We start from the raw sequence: 16442 nt of genomic DNA, 5'->3' as shown, positions 1-16442 counted from the left end.
ATGGACAGGGCGGAGTAAGGATCGAAGAATCCCTCGCAGCTCGCCGACAGTGGTACGTAGTCCCGCCTTCAGGCCAATGCCGTTAAGGACTCGCCGGGTTGATCGTGATGCTCTTGAGCAGCGGCAACGAGCTCGGCTGTTTCATCTTCGGCCAGTCCTTGACCGGTTGCCGCAGCGCCCTCTGGCAGCTCCGCGGCTTGCGCCACGGTATCAGCGCCACTTCCGCCAGTTGCTTGAGCGCGCGTGCCACCCAGATCGCCCGCTTCGGCAATTCCATCAGGTCGTTGCCGAGTTCCAGCAGCTTGCACATCGCCGCGGTGTAGTCGCGCACCACCGCGAAGCTGATCCGCGGGACCTCCACGCCCGCCGCTTCCGCCACCGCCGCGCGTTGCAGCGCCAGCACCGCCGCGGCCATCAGCAGCGCGAGCACTTCCTGCGCCGCGGTTTCAGGGGTCTGCGCGTCGAGCAGGTCGCCGCGCCCGTGGAGCTTCACCTTGAGTTCGCGGAAAAACAATTCGTGCTGCCAGCGCGCGGCATAGAGTTCCACCAGTTCCGCGGCGGGATGGAGCGTTTCGTCCATGAGGCTGGTCCAGAGCCGGAGTTGCAGCGGCTTGCCACCGCCCGCCACCGTCACGGTGGCGAGGATCTCGCGCAGCTCCAGGGTGCCCGCGACACGGCGGGTCGCGGGATCGGTCACCTTCACCACGATGCGCCGCGAGCCGTCGGACAGGTGCTCCTTGACGGTGGCCTTGAGGTTGGACTTCACCCGCATCAGGAAGGCTCCGCCACCCTTCTCCAGGGCGGGCTTGAAATGCCACAGCAACGAGGGCGTGCCGTAGAGGCGGTCGCCGAGCAAGAGGCTCTTTTCCGGCAGCTCCCGTTCCTGGAGGATCCGCCGGGCCAGCGTGGCTTCGCCTTCGCCCTGCCAGCCGGGTGCGGCAGCCAGGGGCTGGTACATGCCGAGTTCGACAAGCACCACCGCCAGCATGCGGGCGAAGGCCGGCTGGCCGTTGCCCTTGCCGCAGGGCACCTTGACGGCACGCTCCGCGATGGCAGGGGTGTTGCGCAGGTTGAAGGTGGTGCCGTCGATGGCCAGCAGCCGCAGGCCGCGGTGGAAGGCCCCGGGATGCAAGGCCGGATCGGCCAGGGGACGCAGCGCCAGGTGCAGCGCCTCGTGGAGCAATTCCCAGCCGATGGCTTTGCCGCGCTGGCTCAGTGCGCTGCCGGAGATGCGGATGCCGGTGATTTCTTTCACGTGCGTGGAGAAGCTGCCTGCCGGTGCAAGCTGGTGATAGGTCCGGGTCATCAGCCATTGCCAGGGGCTGAGCTTGGGATCCGGGCCGCCGCGAGGCCCGCGGCGCTCGAAGAGGCTGTCGCAGGCAGGCGGGTCGAGCAAGGCGGCAAAGGCGCGGGGAAAGCTGCCGTGGAAGGGAAAACGGGGATGCGGTGCGTCGTGCATCCGCCCAATCAAAACAAACGTTTCCGTAGTACGAGCCGTAATTTCGCGCGGTGATCTAACAGGTCCTTAACGGCATTGGCCTGAAGGCGGACGAAGCTACCCTTCCAGCCGCGCTCACCGGAGTGCCCCCGTTGAAGTCCCGCCTCGATCCTTCTAACCCGGACGGGGGGGACTATCCACCAAGTCCGCCCCCCATTCCCTGTCATTCCACGTCATCTGAAACCCCGGCTTGCCATATCGCGTAAGCTCCCCCAATGCGCACTGCCGCCCTCCTCACCCTTGCCGCCGCCACCCAGGTCCACACCCACGCCGCGGAACTCGAAAGCACCTTTTTCGCCGATGTCCTTAAGGACCCCATCGAGCTCGCCGCCGCCCCGGATGGCGACGTCTACATCGTCGAGCGGGAGGGCCGCGTCCTGCGACTCCGCCCCTCCACCGGCGGCCTTTTCGTAATCGGCGATCTCCCCGTCACCGCCCTCCGCGGCAATGACCGCGAGAGCAACTGGGCCCGCGAGGACGGAATCCTCGGCCTGACCCTCGACCCCGCCTTCGCCACCAACCGCCGCCTCTTCATCTACTACAGCCACCCCAAGGAGATCCTCAACCGCCTCTCCCGCTTCGAGCTCAAGGACGGCAAGCTCGACCTCGCCTCCGAGAAAATCCTCTTCGACGTCAAGACCGACCGCCGCGACCGCGTTTGCCACCACGGCGGCTCCCTCGCCTTCGGCCCGGACGGCCTGCTCTACCTCAGCACCGGCGACAACACCAACCCCTTCGAGAGCGACGGCTTCGCGCCCATCGACGACCGCGAGGGCCACGACAATGCCAACGCCATGCGCAGCGCCGGCAATACCAATGACCTCCGCGGCAAGGTCCTGCGCATCCGCCCCACCGAGGCCGGCTACGACATCCCCGCCGGCAATCTCTTTCCGAAGGGCACCGCCAAGACCCGCCCGGAGATCTACACCATGGGCCTCCGCAATCCCTACCGCATCTCGATCGATGCCAGGACCAACGTCCTCTACTGGGGCGAGGTCGGCCCGGATGCCAGCAAGGACGGCCCGAAAGGCCCTCGCGGTCACGATGAGGTGAACCAGGCCAAGAAGGCCGGCAACTTCGGCTGGCCCTTCGTCATCGCGGATAACAAGCCCTACGCCATCGTCGATTTCGCCACCGGCAAGATCGGCCCGATGACGAACCCCGCCGCACCGAAAAACCCCGGCACCCACAATACCGGTCTCACCGACCTCCCGCCCGCGAATCCCGCCTTCATCTGGTATCCCTACGCCAAGAGCGAGGAGTTCCCCACCATCGGCGAGGGCGGCCGCAATGCCATGGCCGGCCCCGTCTTCTACTACGAACCTGGTAGGAAGTTCAACCTCCTCGGCAAGGACGACGACCACACCCTCCTGACCTACGACTGGATCCGCAACAAGATTTGGAAGGCCAAGCTCGGCGCGGAGGAGAAGCTCGTCTCCCTCACCCCCCTCATGGACGATCTCAAGCACCCCATGGACCTCGAAATGGCCGCCGATGGCACCCTCTGGCTGCTCGAATATGGCACCGAGTGGTACTTCAATACCGATGGCCGCGTCCGCCGCATCCTCCCCGCCGATGGCAACAAGCCGCCGGTCGTCACTGCCAAGCGCGAGGGCGAAACCTTCACCGCCACCACCAGCGATCCCGATGGTGATACCCCGCACATCGGCTGGTGGCTCACCGAAGGCGTCACCGAGCGCAAGATCGGCAGCGGCCCCGTCCTCGCCGTCTCCACCAGCGGCGGCTCCGAACTCCGCGCCGTCGCCACCGATGCCAAGGGTGCCGTCGCCATCGCCCGCATCCCGCTCATCGAGGAAGCCGCCGCGCCCGCCCTCGAACTCGAATTCACCACCCTCACCGAGACCAAGCCCGCCTTCGGCGAATTCCTCGCCTTCAAGGTCACCGGCCAATCCGATTCCGCGAAACTCGTCGTCCGCGCCCGCTACATCCCGCCCACCGGCCACGATGCCGGCGGCCCGCAACTCCCCACCGATATCGATAAGCTGGTCGTCTCGAAGCAGTGCTTCGCCTGTCACCAGATCGAGAAAACCTCCGTCGGCCCCGCTTACCTCGATGTCGCCATGAAATACCGCGGCGACGCCAATGCACCCGCCCACCTCCAGGCCAAGCTCAAGAACGGCGGCACCGGCGTCTGGGGGGAGATCCCCATGCCCCCGCAGGTCGCCGTCACCGATGCCGAGGCCCCATCGATCCTCAAGGCCATCCTCGCCCTCTCCACCGGCATGTCCGAGACCCGCGGCATCGCGGAAGGAGAGCTCACTCTCGCCGCCCAACCCGCCGGCGTCGATTCCGGCGGGGCCTGGGAAGTCACCGCCGAAGCCCCCGGCTACCGCCCCGCCCGCAAGCGCCTCCCCGCGAAGTAAGCGCCATACCTCCCGGGCCACCGCGCAGACAAAATCCGCCACCGCTCGCATTCTACTCCCTGGAATCGATCCGCCTGCCATTGCGCCTCGCTTAAGATCATGAAGCTCCTCACCGCTTCTCTTCTACTGCCAGCGCATCGCTAAAACGCTCCCCCTGCGGCGCAGCCGCCGTGGACTGCGCGCAGCCTGCTGCCGCTGTCCCGATGCAGCCTGCTGCAAGGGGCGCTGCAACGGGAAGCACCCCCAAAAGCCCGCCCCCAAGGGTAAGTAGTCCCGCCTTCAGGCGGACGAAGCCACCCCGGCAGCCCGCCAGCTCTCGCGGCACCGCCGCCCTGGAGTGCGGAGACTCGTCATCGCTCTTCTATCCGCAGGCTTGCCGAGGACGAAGCACGGGCGATTCACCCTCCGCCTGAAATACGGGCGGCGCGACACTATGCGTCCACCAGCCAAAAACTTCGCGCCCTTCTCCGCGACCTCCGCGACCTCTGCGTTTCGTTATTCTCAGAAACCCATTTCACCGGCGCTTCGTTCCCCCCGCACACCCGGAAAGCATTCATCAAGCAGCGCCTTTTGCACCTTTCGGCCCATCTCACCGCATTTTCACAAGCCCGAAGTTGAAATCCCCCCCGCCATGGTCTGTCATGTCCCGCGGCGTCGGTTTTCCATAAACCATCGCCTCGTAACATCATCCTCACGACCATGCGCCCCATTGCCGTCTTGTTGGCGGGCCTCTGCATCACCGGTGCTTCCGCCGCACCTCGTCTCCACATCTCGACGACGTCCCTGACGCCCGAGAGCACCATTGAACTCGTCCTGGACCGCGCCGCCGCCGAGCCGGACCGCGTCGGCAAGGAGGCCAAGAACCCCTGGCTCGACATCCAGCCCGCCTGGAATGGCACCCTCTTCTGGAAGGAGACCAATGTCCTCGAGTTCCGCCCCGTCACCCCGCCCGTCCTCGGCGCGACCTACGTCTTCAAGCTCAAGGGCGCCCACAACCACGTCGATGGCTCGCCGATCCCTAACAACGAATTGGCGCGCATCGCCAGCGATCCCTTCCAGGTCGACTACGCCACCCTGTTAGAGCGCTACGAGGAAAACTGGAGCCCGCGAACCCCCGCCTATTTCCTCCGCTTCAATGGCGACGTCACCCCGGACAAGGCCGCGCCCTTCCTCTTCTTCGAGGCCGAGGGCGGCAAGCGCATCGCCGCCAAGACCGAGCGCGCCACCTTCGCCCGCCTCAAGCAGCCCGGCTTCCTCGGCTACTCGTGGAGCGAGCGCTTCGCCCGCCGCGGCCAGCAGGCCCCGCCCGAGCGCGAACTGAAGCCGGAGCTGGCCTTGCCGAACGGCCTCGTCGTCTCGCCTCTCCAGCCGCTCCCGGTCGGCAAAAACTGGCGCCTCTCGATGCTCGCCGGCCTGCCGGACGCCGAGGGCAAGACCAAGTTCCCCGCCGATGCCGTCCGCCACATCGGCAACGTCGATCCTCTCACCATCGAGAGCCTGAATGCGGTCGTCATCGCCGATGAACCGCGCCGCATCGTCGCCGACTTCAACGTCAAGATGCCCATCGATCTCCCCGCCGGCCTGGTCACCGTCGAGCCGGAGCCGAAGGACTTCCGCATCGAGGTCCAGAACGACCAGATCCACCTCCTCGGCGACTTCTCCGGGGAAGACGCCTGGACCGTCACCATCGCCGGCGAGATCGCCTCGAAGGATGGCCGCGCCCTCGGTGCGCCGCTGACCAAGCAACTCCACTTCAAGGCCCTCGCCGCGGAACTCGCCCTGCCGAGCCAGGATGAAAGCCAGCTCGCCGCCGGCATGCGCCAGTACCGCGTCCAAACCGTGAACCTCGCCAAGGTCCATGTCCGCGTGAAGAAGCTCGATGCCGCGCAGTTGATCCGCGCCCAGCAGGGCTACCGCCACTACACCGGCACCGGCCCGAATGGCGAGGCCATCTCCCCGACCAACCTGATCCCCTACGAGTTGATGGGCGGCGAGACCGTCGCCGACTTCGAGATCCCGTTGGAGAACGGCCTCGATACCACCCAACCCCTCGTCATCGATTGGAACAAGGTCCTCGCCGGCGAGGCCAAGCCCTTCCAACTCGGCTTCCCGGAAGAGCCGGAAGCCGTGAAGCCCGAGCAGAAAGCCCCCGCAGCCTTCTTCCTCGAAGTCGCCGGTACACCCAAGGAAGGCGCAGGCCCGCCGAATCAAGACGAGGAAGAGGAGGGCGAAGAAGCCCCTCCCGCCGCTGCCGGGAATGAAGAAGAAGAAAGCGGCGCGGCCAAAGCGCCCGTCGCCCAAGCCCTGATCCAGCTCACCGACATCGGCCTGGCCTGGAAGGTCATCGATGGCGAGGCCCGCGTCTTCGCCTTCTCCTGCCTCACCGGCAAGCCGCTCCCCGGCGTCGAGCTGGTGACCTTCGGCGAGGACGCCAAGGAACTCCAGCGCTCCAAGACCGCCGCCGACGGCATGGCCAGCCTGCCCCGCGAAAAAGCCGCCCGCCACCTCCAGGCGGTCCTCGGTGCCGACCGCTACTCGATCGCCTACGATACCTCGCTGCCCACCGTCGGCCTCTGGCGCTTCCCGGTCCGCTACTCCTGGGAGCAGACCCCGGTGGACTTCCGCAAGGTCCTCCTCTTCACCGATCGCTCCCTCTACCGCCCCGGTGAAACCGTCCACCTGAAGGGCATCGTCCGCCGCCAGAATGGCAATGCCATCACCACCCAGCCGCCCGCCCGCGCCGAGCTGGTGGTCGTCGATCCCACCAACAAGGAGATCGTCCGCCGCCCGGTGACCCTGAGCGCCGCCGGCGGCTTCGATGCCGATATCGAGCTGCCCGCGGAGAAGACGGGCCACCACCGCATCCGCCTCGAATACCCCGAGGAACTTGCCAAGCTGGAAGGCATGGAAGACTGGTCGGAGCGCGCGCAGCTCCAGGCCTCCGCCAGCTTCGAGCTGCCGCTCCGCGTCGAGGAATTCCGCCGCAATGCCTTCGAGCTGACCCACGCGCTCGACCAGCCCGCGCCCGGCGCGAAGGAGGTCTCCCTGTCCCTCAAGGCCTCATACTACCAGGGCCAGCCGGTCGCAAAGGGCGGCGTGGAAACCTACACCCACATCGAGGAAACCAACTTCTACCCGGAGAAATTCCGCGACTACCTCTTCGGTGACCACCGCACCCAGGACTTCGGCTACTGGTACCACTACTTCGGCTACCGCTGGGACGATGACAACGGCTCGCGCCGCGCGAACAACGAGAGCGGCAAGGCCGAGCTCGCGGAAGACGGCAGCGCCCGCATCACCGCCAAGCTCCCCGACACCGAGTTCCCGATGGCCCGCGAGGTGACCCTCTCGACCGAGGTCACCGACGCCAATCGCCAGACCCTCGGCAAGAGCACCGAAACCACGGTCCACCCGGCCGATGTCTACGTCGGCATCGCCCGCATCGACCGCTTGGTGCGCGTCGGCGACCGCTTGCCGCTCGCCATCGTCGCGGTCACCCCGTCGGGCGAATCCTTCGCCGGCGATCTCGCCGTGCAGGCCAAGCTCTCCCGCGAGGTCAATGACCAGGTCCGCCTCTCCGATGGCAATGGCGGCAGCGCGGTCCGCAATGAAGCGCGCCGCGAGGACCTCTCCACCACCGACCTCAAGCTCGCCGGCGGCAACGGCACCGAGTTCCTCTTCGCCCCGCAGCAGCCCGGCCTCCACCAGGTGGAACTCCGCGGCACGGATGCGCAGGGCCGCCCCTTCGCCACCGTCGCCTCGATCAACGTTTACGGCGGCGACGAATACCCCTGGGCCTACGAGGACGGCGTCCGCATCAAGCTGGTCGCGGAGAAGAAGCTCTACAAACCCGGCGATACCGCCCGCGTGCTGGTCCTCTCGCCGATCGAAGGCACCGCCGTCGTCACCGTCGAGCGTGAGAAGGTCCTGCGCACCTTCATGGTCGACCTCAAGGCCGACAAGCCGGTGCTCGAGATCCCGGTCGGCGATGGCGATGCGCCGAACGCCTTCGTCTCCGTGCTCGTGATCAAGGGCGCACAGGACAGCTCCCGCCAGTTCAAGGAACCGCAGCTCCGGCTCGGCTACTGCGAGCTGATGGTGGAGAACCTCCGCGACAAGCTCGCCGTGAACCTCGACGTGCCGAAGGACAGCGTCCTCCCCGGCCAGAAGCTCGACCTCACCGGCACCGTCATGCTGGCCGATGGCAAGCCCGCCGCGAATGCCGAGGTCACCCTCTACGCCGAGGATGAAGGCACCCTCGCGGTGATGGGTTACGAGACCCCCGACCCGATGGCCTGGTTCTACGACCCGCGCGAGCTGCGCGTGAACTGCGGCACCACGCTCGACAAGTTCATTGCCGAATCGCCGGACGAGCAGAGCTTCTTCAACAAGGGCTTCTTCATCGGCGGTGGCGATGGCGACATGTCGGCCCTCGCCCAGAAGGCGCGCAAGGACTTCAACCCCTGCGCCGGCTGGCAGCCCGCGCTGCTCACGGATGCGAATGGCAAGTTCAGCGCCAGCTTCACCATGCCCGACTCGCTGACCCGCTACCGGGTGATGGCGATCGTCCACCACGGCGAGGCCCGCTTCGGTAATGCCACTGCGGACCTGGTGGTGAACAAGCCGCTGATGATCGAGCCGCAGGCCCCGCGCTTCGCAAACGAAGGCGATGACTTGGACATCCGCGCGCTGGTCCAGAACGCGTCCGAGTTCAAGGGCACCTGGAAGATCACCTTCAACCCCAGCCCCGCCGCTTCCGAGCCGATCGCCAAGCTTGTCGGCGCGGAGAGCGAGAAGACCATCACGTTGTCCCCCGGTGGCTCCGCCCCGGTGATCTTCCCGGTCCACTTCGGGAACACCGGTGAAGCCGTCTTCACCTGGAAGGCCGAGCCGGTCTCGCTGGAAGGCACCGAGCTCACGCCGGTGCTCGCCACCAAGCTCCGCGACCAGGTGGAAGCCCGCTTCCAGGTCACCTACCCGGTGCCTCTGCTCCGCCAGGCGAAGTCGGTGAAGCTCGCCAAGGGCGACTTCGACCTGCTCAAGGACTTCGATCCGAAGCTCCTCAACGGCCGCGGCCAGGTCGAACTCGAGTTCTCCCGCTCGCTCCTCGGCGAGGCCGCGGGCTCGGTCGATTACCTGCTGCAATACCCCTACGGCTGCGTCGAGCAGACCACCTCCGCGATGATGCCATGGCTCGCCGTGGAACAGCTTCGCGATGCGGTGCCATCCTTCGCCAAGTATCCACCGGCGAAGGTGAAGGCCGCCCTCCAAAAGGGCGTGGACCGCCTGCTCAGCATGCAGTCGGAAGACGGCGGCTTCAGCTACTGGCCCGGCAACCGCGAGACCCTGCCATGGGCCTCCGCCTACGCCGGACTCGGCCTGATCATGGCGGACAAGTCCGGTGCTTCGGTGCCGCCCGCCGCGGTCGCCGCGCTCTGCAATCATCTGGAAACCGGTCTGCGCGGCATCGGCACGATGGAGTCGCCCTACGAGCTGGAAATCGCCGCGCGCGCGACCTGGGTGCTGGCCATCGCCAAGCGCCATCCCGATGCCTACATCAACACTCTCAAGGACCGCATGGCGGACCTCAACCCGCGCGCCCGCGCCCTGCTCGCCCTGGCCGCCCAAAGCGCCGGCATGAAGGACCCCGCCGCCTTCCTGCGCGACAAGACCAAGATGCGCGGCAAGGATGACTCGTGGATGCCATGGGAGGCTGACAAGGCGCTCGAGCTGCTCGCTTGGTCGGCCATCGACGCCGACTCCCCTCAGGCCACCGCCGCGCTGGAGCAGCTGATCCGCGACCGCAATCCCTACGGCCATTGGAACACGACCTGGGTGAATGCCTGGTCCCTGCTCGCTCTCGCCACCTACGCCGAGAAGCACGACGAGTCCCAAACCGCGACCGTAACCCTCGCCACCGCCGACGGCCCGAAGACCATCGTCCTCAAGTCCGGCGAACCGGCCATCGCGATGGACTTCCCGCTGGCCGGCGGCCTGAAGCTCACCGCCAGCTCCGACGAGTCCGCACACGTCCGCGTGAAGCTGTCCTCGAAGCCCGAGCTGATCCCGCAGATCCCGGTCGCCAAGAACGGCATGGAGATCACCCGCTTCTACGAGCGCGTGAAGGCGGACGGCACCAGCGAGCCGCTCGGCGAGGCCAAACTCGGCGACCTGGTGCGGGTGAACCTGGAAGTCCTGATGCCCGCGCGGGATGCGCGCTACCTCGTCATCGAGGACCGCCTGCCCGCGATCTTCGAAGCCGTGAACAACGACTTCGCCAGCCAGGCTGCGAACGGCAATGCCGGCCGCACCTCGGAAAACGACTGGGCGATCTCGCACAGCGAACTCCGCTCCGACCGCGCGATGTTCTTCTACGACCGCAGTTGGGCCGGCGGCAAGAAGGTGGTCAGCTACCTCGCCCGCTGCACCATGGAGGGCAAGGCCGTCGCCCCGCCCGCCAAGGTCGAGTCGATGTATGATCCGGACAACACCGCCCTCTCCGCCTCCCGCGCCTTCTAAGCACCGCGCTCATGGCCCCATCCCCCAAACCGGGACACCCCCCATCCCCCGGAACGGGGCACCGGGTGGTGCCCCGGACGGCACACCACCCGGTGCCCCGAACGGCACGCAAAGGTAATCCCATTAAGGTTACCCCCATAAGGTACTCCCCTGAAGGTGCGGCAGCATCCTCAGGAACAATCCCTCCAAGCCCGCGTCCAAGGGTACGTAGTCCCGCCTTCAGGCGGACGAACGGTCCCCCAGATGTGCGCCACCTAGGTCGCTTCGTCCGCCTAAAGGCGGGACTACGTACCACCGTGGCGGGACCCGCCCCTAGCTACGCATGACCCCGAAACCCCGCAGCCGACTCCGTCGCAAGCGCGTCCTCCTACCGGGGCTAGCTGTGGTGGCCGGACTGCTGTGCTGGTTCGTGCTGCCCTTCTGCCTGACCCTGCCTGCCTCACTGGCGGAGAATCCCTCCGCCTCACCCGTGCTGCTCGACCGCAATGGCGAGCCGCTGCACCACCTGGTGCTGCCCGACTTCACGCGCAGCTCTCCCGTCTCGCTCGACGAGATTCCCGCGGATCTGGTGGCCTGCACGCTGGCGGCGGAGGACCGGCGCTTCCGCTCGCACGGCGGGGTCGACCTGCTGGCCACGGCGCGGGCCGCGAAAGATGCCGTGCTCAACCGCCGCGCGGTCTCGGGGGCGTCCACGGTCACACAGCAGCTGATCAAGCTGGCCTCCCCGCCGGCTCCGCGCAGCCTGGGAACCAAGGTCCGTGAGGCACTGCTGGCGCGGCGGCTCGAGATGACCTGGGGGAAGGACCAGATCCTGATCGCCTACCTCAACCGCCTGCCCTACGGCAACCATCGTAGCGGACCGGCGGAGGCCGCGCGCTTCTACTTCCAGAAGCCGTTGCACGACCTCTCGCTGGCGGAGTCCGCGCTGCTCGCCGGCCTGCCGCAGCGGCCGAGCTTCCTGAATCCGGTGAAGTATCCGGAGCGCGCCCTGTCCCGCCGCGAAGTCGTGCTGCGCCGCCTCGCGGCCTTGGACACCCACGACCCGGCGCGCATCACCGCCGCCTTTGCCGAGCCCCTGCGCCTACGCCCGCTGCACGACAGTCCGGTCGCACCGTGGTTGCCGGACACGCTGGCAACCTGGGGTGCGGGCGAGCAGCCGCGCTGCAGCATCGACCGCGGCTTGCAGGCCGACGTGGAAACGATCGTGCGGGAGGAACTGGCCAAGCTCGCCAGCTCGAACCTCAAGCACGCCGCGGTGGTGGTGCTCGACAACCGCTCACGCGAGATCCTCGCACTCGTCTCTTCCGGCAACTGGCGCGACCCGAACGGCGGCCAGATCAACGGCGCGCTGGCCCCGCGTTCACCCGGCTCCGCGCTCAAGCCCTTCACCTGGCTGCTGGCCTTCGAGAAGGGCGGCCTGCATCCCGGCTCAATCGTGGCCGACATCCCGACCCGCTTCCGCACCGAGCAGGGCCTCGACGCGCCGGAGAATTTCGACCGCGCCTTCCGCGGCCCGGTCAGCGTCCGCCAAGCGCTGGCCTGCTCGCTCAACGTCCCGGCGATGCGCGCGCTCAACGAGATCGGCGGCCCGCGGCCCTTGCACGAGTTGCTGCTCGCGCTCGGCCTCGACAGCATCGGCCCGGACTTCCGCGCCTATGGTCTGGGCCTCACCTTGGGCAATGCGCCGGTGCGCTTGCTCGATCTGACGAATGCGTATGCGAGCCTCGCCAACGGCGGCGAGCATCGTCCGGTGATACTCTTTCCCACCAAGGAGCAGGAGCCAGCGAAGCGCCTCATGGAGAGGCAGGCCGCCTACCTGATCGCCGACATCCTCTCCGATCCGGATGCGCGCGCACCGTCCTTCGGCCGCGGTGGACCGCTGGAGCTGCCTTTCCGCTGTGCGGCGAAGACCGGCACCTCCTCCGACTTCCGCGACAACTGGTGCCTCGGCTACACCGCGGAATTCACCGTCGGCGTGTGGGCCGGGAACTTCGACAACTCGCCCATGAAAGGCATCTCCGGCGTCGCCGGTGCCGGCCCGGTGTTTCACCGGACGGTGGAGCGGCTGCACCGCGGGCATGCGGCAGTATGGTTGCAGCAGCCAGAGGGTCTGGTGGAGGTGAAGGTGGACCGCCTCACGGGCAAGAGTTCGCCCGATGGCCTGGCGATGCTGGTGCCGTCCGACCGCTTGCCATTGCCGTCTGCGGTTTCGGACCGGGATGAGAGCGGGAAGGTGCTGCTCGATCTCACCTATGCGGAGTGGCTCGGCTCGGAGCACAACCGGCGGCGGGCGGATTTCGCACTGGCGAGCGGGCAGTCCTCGCCGGTGCCCCTGCGCATCCTCGCGCCGCGTGAGGGCAGCACCTACGTGCTCGATCCGGAGTTGCCGAACGGCGGCCTCCTGCACCTCGCGACGAATCTGCCCGGGCTCGCGGAGTGGTCGAGCAGCACCCTCGCCCTCACGCCGGGGAAGCCGGAGCCGGTGGTGCGCTTGAGTCTAGGGCAGCACGTTCTGACAGCGACGGATACGCGCAGCGGGGCGAAGCAGGAGGTGCGGATCAAGGTGGAGGGGAGGTAGGGGTTTCCGAACCTTGCGTAGAGATCCGCGACCCGTGGTACGTAGTCCCGCCTTTAGGCGGACTTCACCGGTAGGTGCCTTCCGCGGCCCCGCCGCCGTGGACTGCGCGCAGCCTGCTGCCGCTGTCCCGATGCAGCCTGCTGCGAGGGGCGCTGCAAAGGCGAAGCACCGGGTGTAACGAGCCGCGGACGGAGCGGGAACCGGAGATCCCAGGTGCTTCACGGCAGCAGGCTGCCTGCCTACAGCGGCAGCGGGCTGCCGCAGTCCACGGTCGCTACGCGACTCCCGTTCCGGACACCTGCCGGTGAATCCTTACAGGCATAGCCTGAAGGCGGGACTACGTACCAATGATGGCGGGCGTCAAGGGATTGCCCGTCACTCCTCCGGATCGCCTTCAATCACCTTCTTCTGCTCATCCGCCGTCAGCTCGCCGGTCCAGAGGTAGCTGCCATCGAAGTAGGCGCGCATGCCGTGGAAGTGCCCGGCGTTCTCGGGGAAGACCTTGATCCGGCCTTGGTGGAAGTTGTCCTCCACGAAGGTCAGCCAAGTCGGTGCCTTCTCGCCCTCGGCCTTGGTCTCGAACCAGCCGGTCTTGCCATTCACGCGGAACTCCCCCCGGAGCTTGCCGAGGTTGAAGCCAGGGCCGCGGACGACGCGAAGGGAGAACCAGAATTTCCCGCCTTTCTCCGCCACTTCGAGGACCCCGCCGCGGCCATCCGAGTAGCTGCCCGGCCAACCCTTGCGGCCTTCCAGCTTGGCCCATGCCCGGAGCCAGGAGATGCGCTCTTCGGTCAGGCCGGCTGCCATCTTCCAGCGCTCGACGGAAGTCTCGGGCTCACCGTCACGCGCCTGGCCCTCGCTCATGAAGTTGCGGTATTCGATCCAAGAACGCTGGTCTTCCTGCACGTCGGCGAAGAGTTCGGGCGCGAGGCTACCTTTGAGCCCGGCATAGGCAGCGTTGAGCGCCTTGTCCTGCTCCGCGAACTTGGCCTTGGCTGCGGAGAGGTCATCGCCGCGAAGGACGGCGGTAAGGAAGAGGAAGGCCACGAGCACGCGTTTCATGAGATGCATTCTGCCGAGGGAAGAGCGGAGCGCAATTCGGATCGGAAAGGAGGTACCGACTCCTCTTGACGTCATTATCATTTTTGGTAACGTATCGACGTGATCGAGAGTTTCTCCTGCAAGGAGACCGCCAGAATTTCCGGGAGGAACGGTCCCGGAAATTTCCGATGGAAATCCAACCGCGCGCCCTGATGAAGCTCGTGCAGATCTCCCGGATTACCGACATCGAACAGCTTCGCTTGCCGCCTTCCAACCATTTGGAGGCCTTGTCCGGCAGCCTGAAGGGCTGCTGGAGCATTCGCGTCGACATGCAATGGAGGGTAGTGTTCCGCTGGGAAAGCGGAAATGCCCGCGATGTGCGAATCCTCGACTACCATTGAACCGATCATGAAAAGGAAACCAGAACTGATCCCGCTTCTGAACTTCTTCGCCGAGACACTGCGCGAGACCCTGAAAGAACAGACCAGCTCGCAGGCAGAGATCGCGCGGCGCACGGGCATCCCGGCACCGCATCTCACCCAGATGAAGCAGGGCAAGCGCCGCTGCACACCGGAATACGACCTGCGGCTGAGCCGCTACTTCGGAGTGGCTCCGGGAATGTGGGTGAATCTGCAGACCGACTACGAGTTGAGGCGCGCGGAGCGGGAAAAGGGAGAGACGATCCGGCGCGAGGTGCGGCCGCAGGCGGCTTAGGGAGTGAGGTGATCGCGCGGAGGCGCTACTGCACCTCGCGACAAACCTCGCGCTCACACCGGGGAAACCGGAGCCGGTGGCAGCATGTCTTGATGCCACGGACACGCGCAGCGGGGCGAAGCAGGAGGTGCGGATCAAGGTGGAGGAGAGGTAGTTTCCGCACTCTGTGGCAGGATCCGCGACCCGTGGTACGTAGTCCCGCCTTCAGGCCAATGCCGTTAAGGACCTGTTAGATCACCGCGCGAAATTACGGCTCGTACTACGGAAACGTTTGTTTTGATTGGGCGGATGCACGACGCACCGCATCCCCGTTTTCCCTTCCACGGCAGCTTTCCCCGCGCCTTTGCCGCCTTGCTCGACCCGCCTGCCTGCGACAGCCTCTTCGAGCGCCGCGGGCCTCGCGGCGGCCCGGATCCCAAGCTCAGCCCCTGGCAATGGCTGATGACCCGGACCTATCACCAGCTTGCACCGGCAGGCAGCTTCTCCACGCACGTGAAAGAAATCACCGGCATCCGCATCTCCGGCAGCGCACTGAGCCAGCGCGGCAAAGCCATCGGCTGGGAATTGCTCCACGAGGCGCTGCACCTGGCGCTGCGTCCCCTGGCCGATCCGGCCTTGCATCCCGGGGCCTTCCACCGCGGCCTGCGGCTGCTGGCCATCGACGGCACCACCTTCAACCTGCGCAACACCCCTGCCATCGCGGAGCGTGCCGTCAAGGTGCCCTGCGGCAAGGGCAACGGCCAGCCGGCCTTCGCCCGCATGCTGGCGGTGGTGCTTGTCGAACTCGGCATGTACCAGCCCCTGGCTGCCGCACCCGGCTGGCAGGGCGAAGGCGAAGCCACGCTGGCCCGGCGGATCCTCCAGGAACGGGAGCTGCCGGAAAAGAGCCTCTTGCTCGGCGACCGCCTCTACGGCACGCCCTCGTTGCTGTGGCATTTCAAGCCCGCCCTGGAGAAGGGTGGCGGAGCCTTCCTGATGCGGGTGAAGTCCAACCTCAAGGCCACCGTCAAGGAGCACCTGTCCGACGGCTCGCGGCGCATCGTGGTGAAGGTGACCGATCCCGCGACCCGCCGTGTCGCGGGCACCCTGGAGCTGCGCGAGATCCTCGCCACCGTGACGGTGGCGGGCGGTGGCAAGCCGCTGCAACTCCGGCTCTGGACCAGCCTCATGGACGAAACGCTCCATCCCGCCGCGGAACTGGTGGAACTCTATGCCGCGCGCTGGCAGCACGAATTGTTTTTCCGCGAACTCAAGGTGAAGCTCCACGGGCGCGGCGACCTGCTCGACGCGCAGACCCCTGAAACCGCGGCGCAGGAAGTGCTCGCGCTGCTGATGGCCGCGGCGGTGCTGGCGCTGCAACGCGCGGCGGTGGCGGAAGCGGCGGGCGTGGAGGTCCCGCGGATCAGCTTCGCGGTGGTGCGCGACTACACCGCGGCGATGTGCAAGCTGCTGGAACTCGGCAACGACCTGATGGAATTGCCGAAGCGGGCGATCTGGGTGGCACGCGCGCTCAAGCAACTGGCGGAAGTGGCGCTGATACCGTGGCGCAAGCCGCGGAGCTGCCAGAGGGCGCTGCGGCAACCGGTCAAGGACTGGCCGAAGATGAAACAGCCGAGCTCGTTGCCGCTGCTCAAGAGCATCACGATCAACCCGGCGAGTCCTTAACGGCATTGGCCTTCAGGCGGACGAAGCTACCCTTGATGCCCTA

Annotated in this window: 8 protein-coding genes; 6 read left to right on the top strand and 2 right to left on the bottom strand. The window is 66.7% G+C overall.

Annotated elements, in window-relative coordinates:
* Window positions 1-82: 82 nt before the first annotated feature.
* Window positions 83-1459: an IS4 family transposase gene (locus ABWK72_RS18165; protein WP_367870980.1), complete on the bottom strand. Its 1377-nt coding sequence runs from the start codon at window positions 1457-1459 to the stop codon at window positions 83-85.
* A gap of 254 nt (window positions 1460-1713) precedes the next feature.
* Between ABWK72_RS18165 and ABWK72_RS18160 the strand changes: the two genes are divergently transcribed.
* The 3 genes from ABWK72_RS18160 (at window position 1714) to pbpC (ending at window position 12979) form a co-directional block, all read left to right on the top strand.
* Entirely contained in the window at window positions 1714-3882 is a 2169-nt protein-coding gene (locus ABWK72_RS18160; RefSeq protein WP_367870986.1) for a PQQ-dependent sugar dehydrogenase, read from the top strand.
* A gap of 699 nt (window positions 3883-4581) precedes the next feature.
* Window positions 4582-10401 (top strand): alpha-2-macroglobulin, encoded by a 5820-nt coding sequence (locus tag ABWK72_RS18155; RefSeq protein ID WP_367870985.1) that lies wholly within the window; start codon window positions 4582-4584, stop codon window positions 10399-10401.
* Window positions 10402-10723: 322 nt separating this feature from the next.
* The gene (pbpC, locus tag ABWK72_RS18150; protein WP_367870984.1) at window positions 10724-12979 is read left to right on the top strand and encodes a penicillin-binding protein 1C; all 2256 of its coding nucleotides are present in this window, start codon (window positions 10724-10726) and stop codon (window positions 12977-12979) included.
* 375 nt (window positions 12980-13354) lie between these two features.
* On the opposite strand, the gene ABWK72_RS18145 is transcribed toward pbpC, so the two are convergent.
* The gene (locus ABWK72_RS18145; RefSeq protein WP_367870983.1) at window positions 13355-14041 is read right to left on the bottom strand and encodes a lysozyme inhibitor LprI family protein; all 687 of its coding nucleotides are present in this window, start codon (window positions 14039-14041) and stop codon (window positions 13355-13357) included.
* A gap of 167 nt (window positions 14042-14208) precedes the next feature.
* Here ABWK72_RS18145 and ABWK72_RS18140 point away from each other — a divergent pair, with 167 nt between their 5' ends.
* The 3 genes from ABWK72_RS18140 (at window position 14209) to ABWK72_RS18130 (ending at window position 16399) form a co-directional block, all read left to right on the top strand.
* Complete coding sequence (locus ABWK72_RS18140; RefSeq protein WP_367870982.1) at window positions 14209-14421, top strand: type II toxin-antitoxin system RelE/ParE family toxin; 213 nt, start codon at window positions 14209-14211, stop codon at window positions 14419-14421.
* Window positions 14422-14428: 7 nt separating this feature from the next.
* Complete coding sequence (locus tag ABWK72_RS18135; RefSeq protein WP_367870981.1) at window positions 14429-14734, top strand: HigA family addiction module antitoxin; 306 nt, start codon at window positions 14429-14431, stop codon at window positions 14732-14734.
* 288 nt (window positions 14735-15022) lie between these two features.
* The gene (locus tag ABWK72_RS18130; RefSeq protein ID WP_367870980.1) at window positions 15023-16399 is read left to right on the top strand and encodes an IS4 family transposase; all 1377 of its coding nucleotides are present in this window, start codon (window positions 15023-15025) and stop codon (window positions 16397-16399) included.
* Window positions 16400-16442: the final 43 nt, after the last annotated feature.

Origin of the sequence: Luteolibacter sp. Populi (assembly GCF_040801775.1) — a bacterium.
Classification (GTDB): Bacteria; Verrucomicrobiota; Verrucomicrobiia; order Verrucomicrobiales; family Akkermansiaceae; genus Haloferula.
The sequence above is the reverse complement of the archived record's forward strand: the minus strand, read 5'-3'. Positions and strand labels throughout refer to the sequence as shown.

Excerpts from the sequence above, each read along its gene's own strand:
- ABWK72_RS18165 (WP_367870980.1), bottom strand. The coding sequence starts at position 1,459 with ATGCACGACGCACCGCATCCCCGTTTTCCCTTCCACGGCAGCTTTCCC.
- ABWK72_RS18160 (WP_367870986.1), top strand. The coding sequence starts at position 1,714 with ATGCGCACTGCCGCCCTCCTCACCCTTGCCGCCGCCACCCAGGTCCAC.
- ABWK72_RS18155 (WP_367870985.1), top strand. The coding sequence starts at position 4,582 with ATGCGCCCCATTGCCGTCTTGTTGGCGGGCCTCTGCATCACCGGTGCT.
- pbpC (WP_367870984.1), top strand. The coding sequence starts at position 10,724 with ATGACCCCGAAACCCCGCAGCCGACTCCGTCGCAAGCGCGTCCTCCTA.
- ABWK72_RS18145 (WP_367870983.1), bottom strand. The coding sequence starts at position 14,041 with ATGAAACGCGTGCTCGTGGCCTTCCTCTTCCTTACCGCCGTCCTTCGC.
- ABWK72_RS18140 (WP_367870982.1), top strand. The coding sequence starts at position 14,209 with ATGGAAATCCAACCGCGCGCCCTGATGAAGCTCGTGCAGATCTCCCGG.
- ABWK72_RS18135 (WP_367870981.1), top strand. The coding sequence starts at position 14,429 with ATGAAAAGGAAACCAGAACTGATCCCGCTTCTGAACTTCTTCGCCGAG.
- ABWK72_RS18130 (WP_367870980.1), top strand. The coding sequence starts at position 15,023 with ATGCACGACGCACCGCATCCCCGTTTTCCCTTCCACGGCAGCTTTCCC.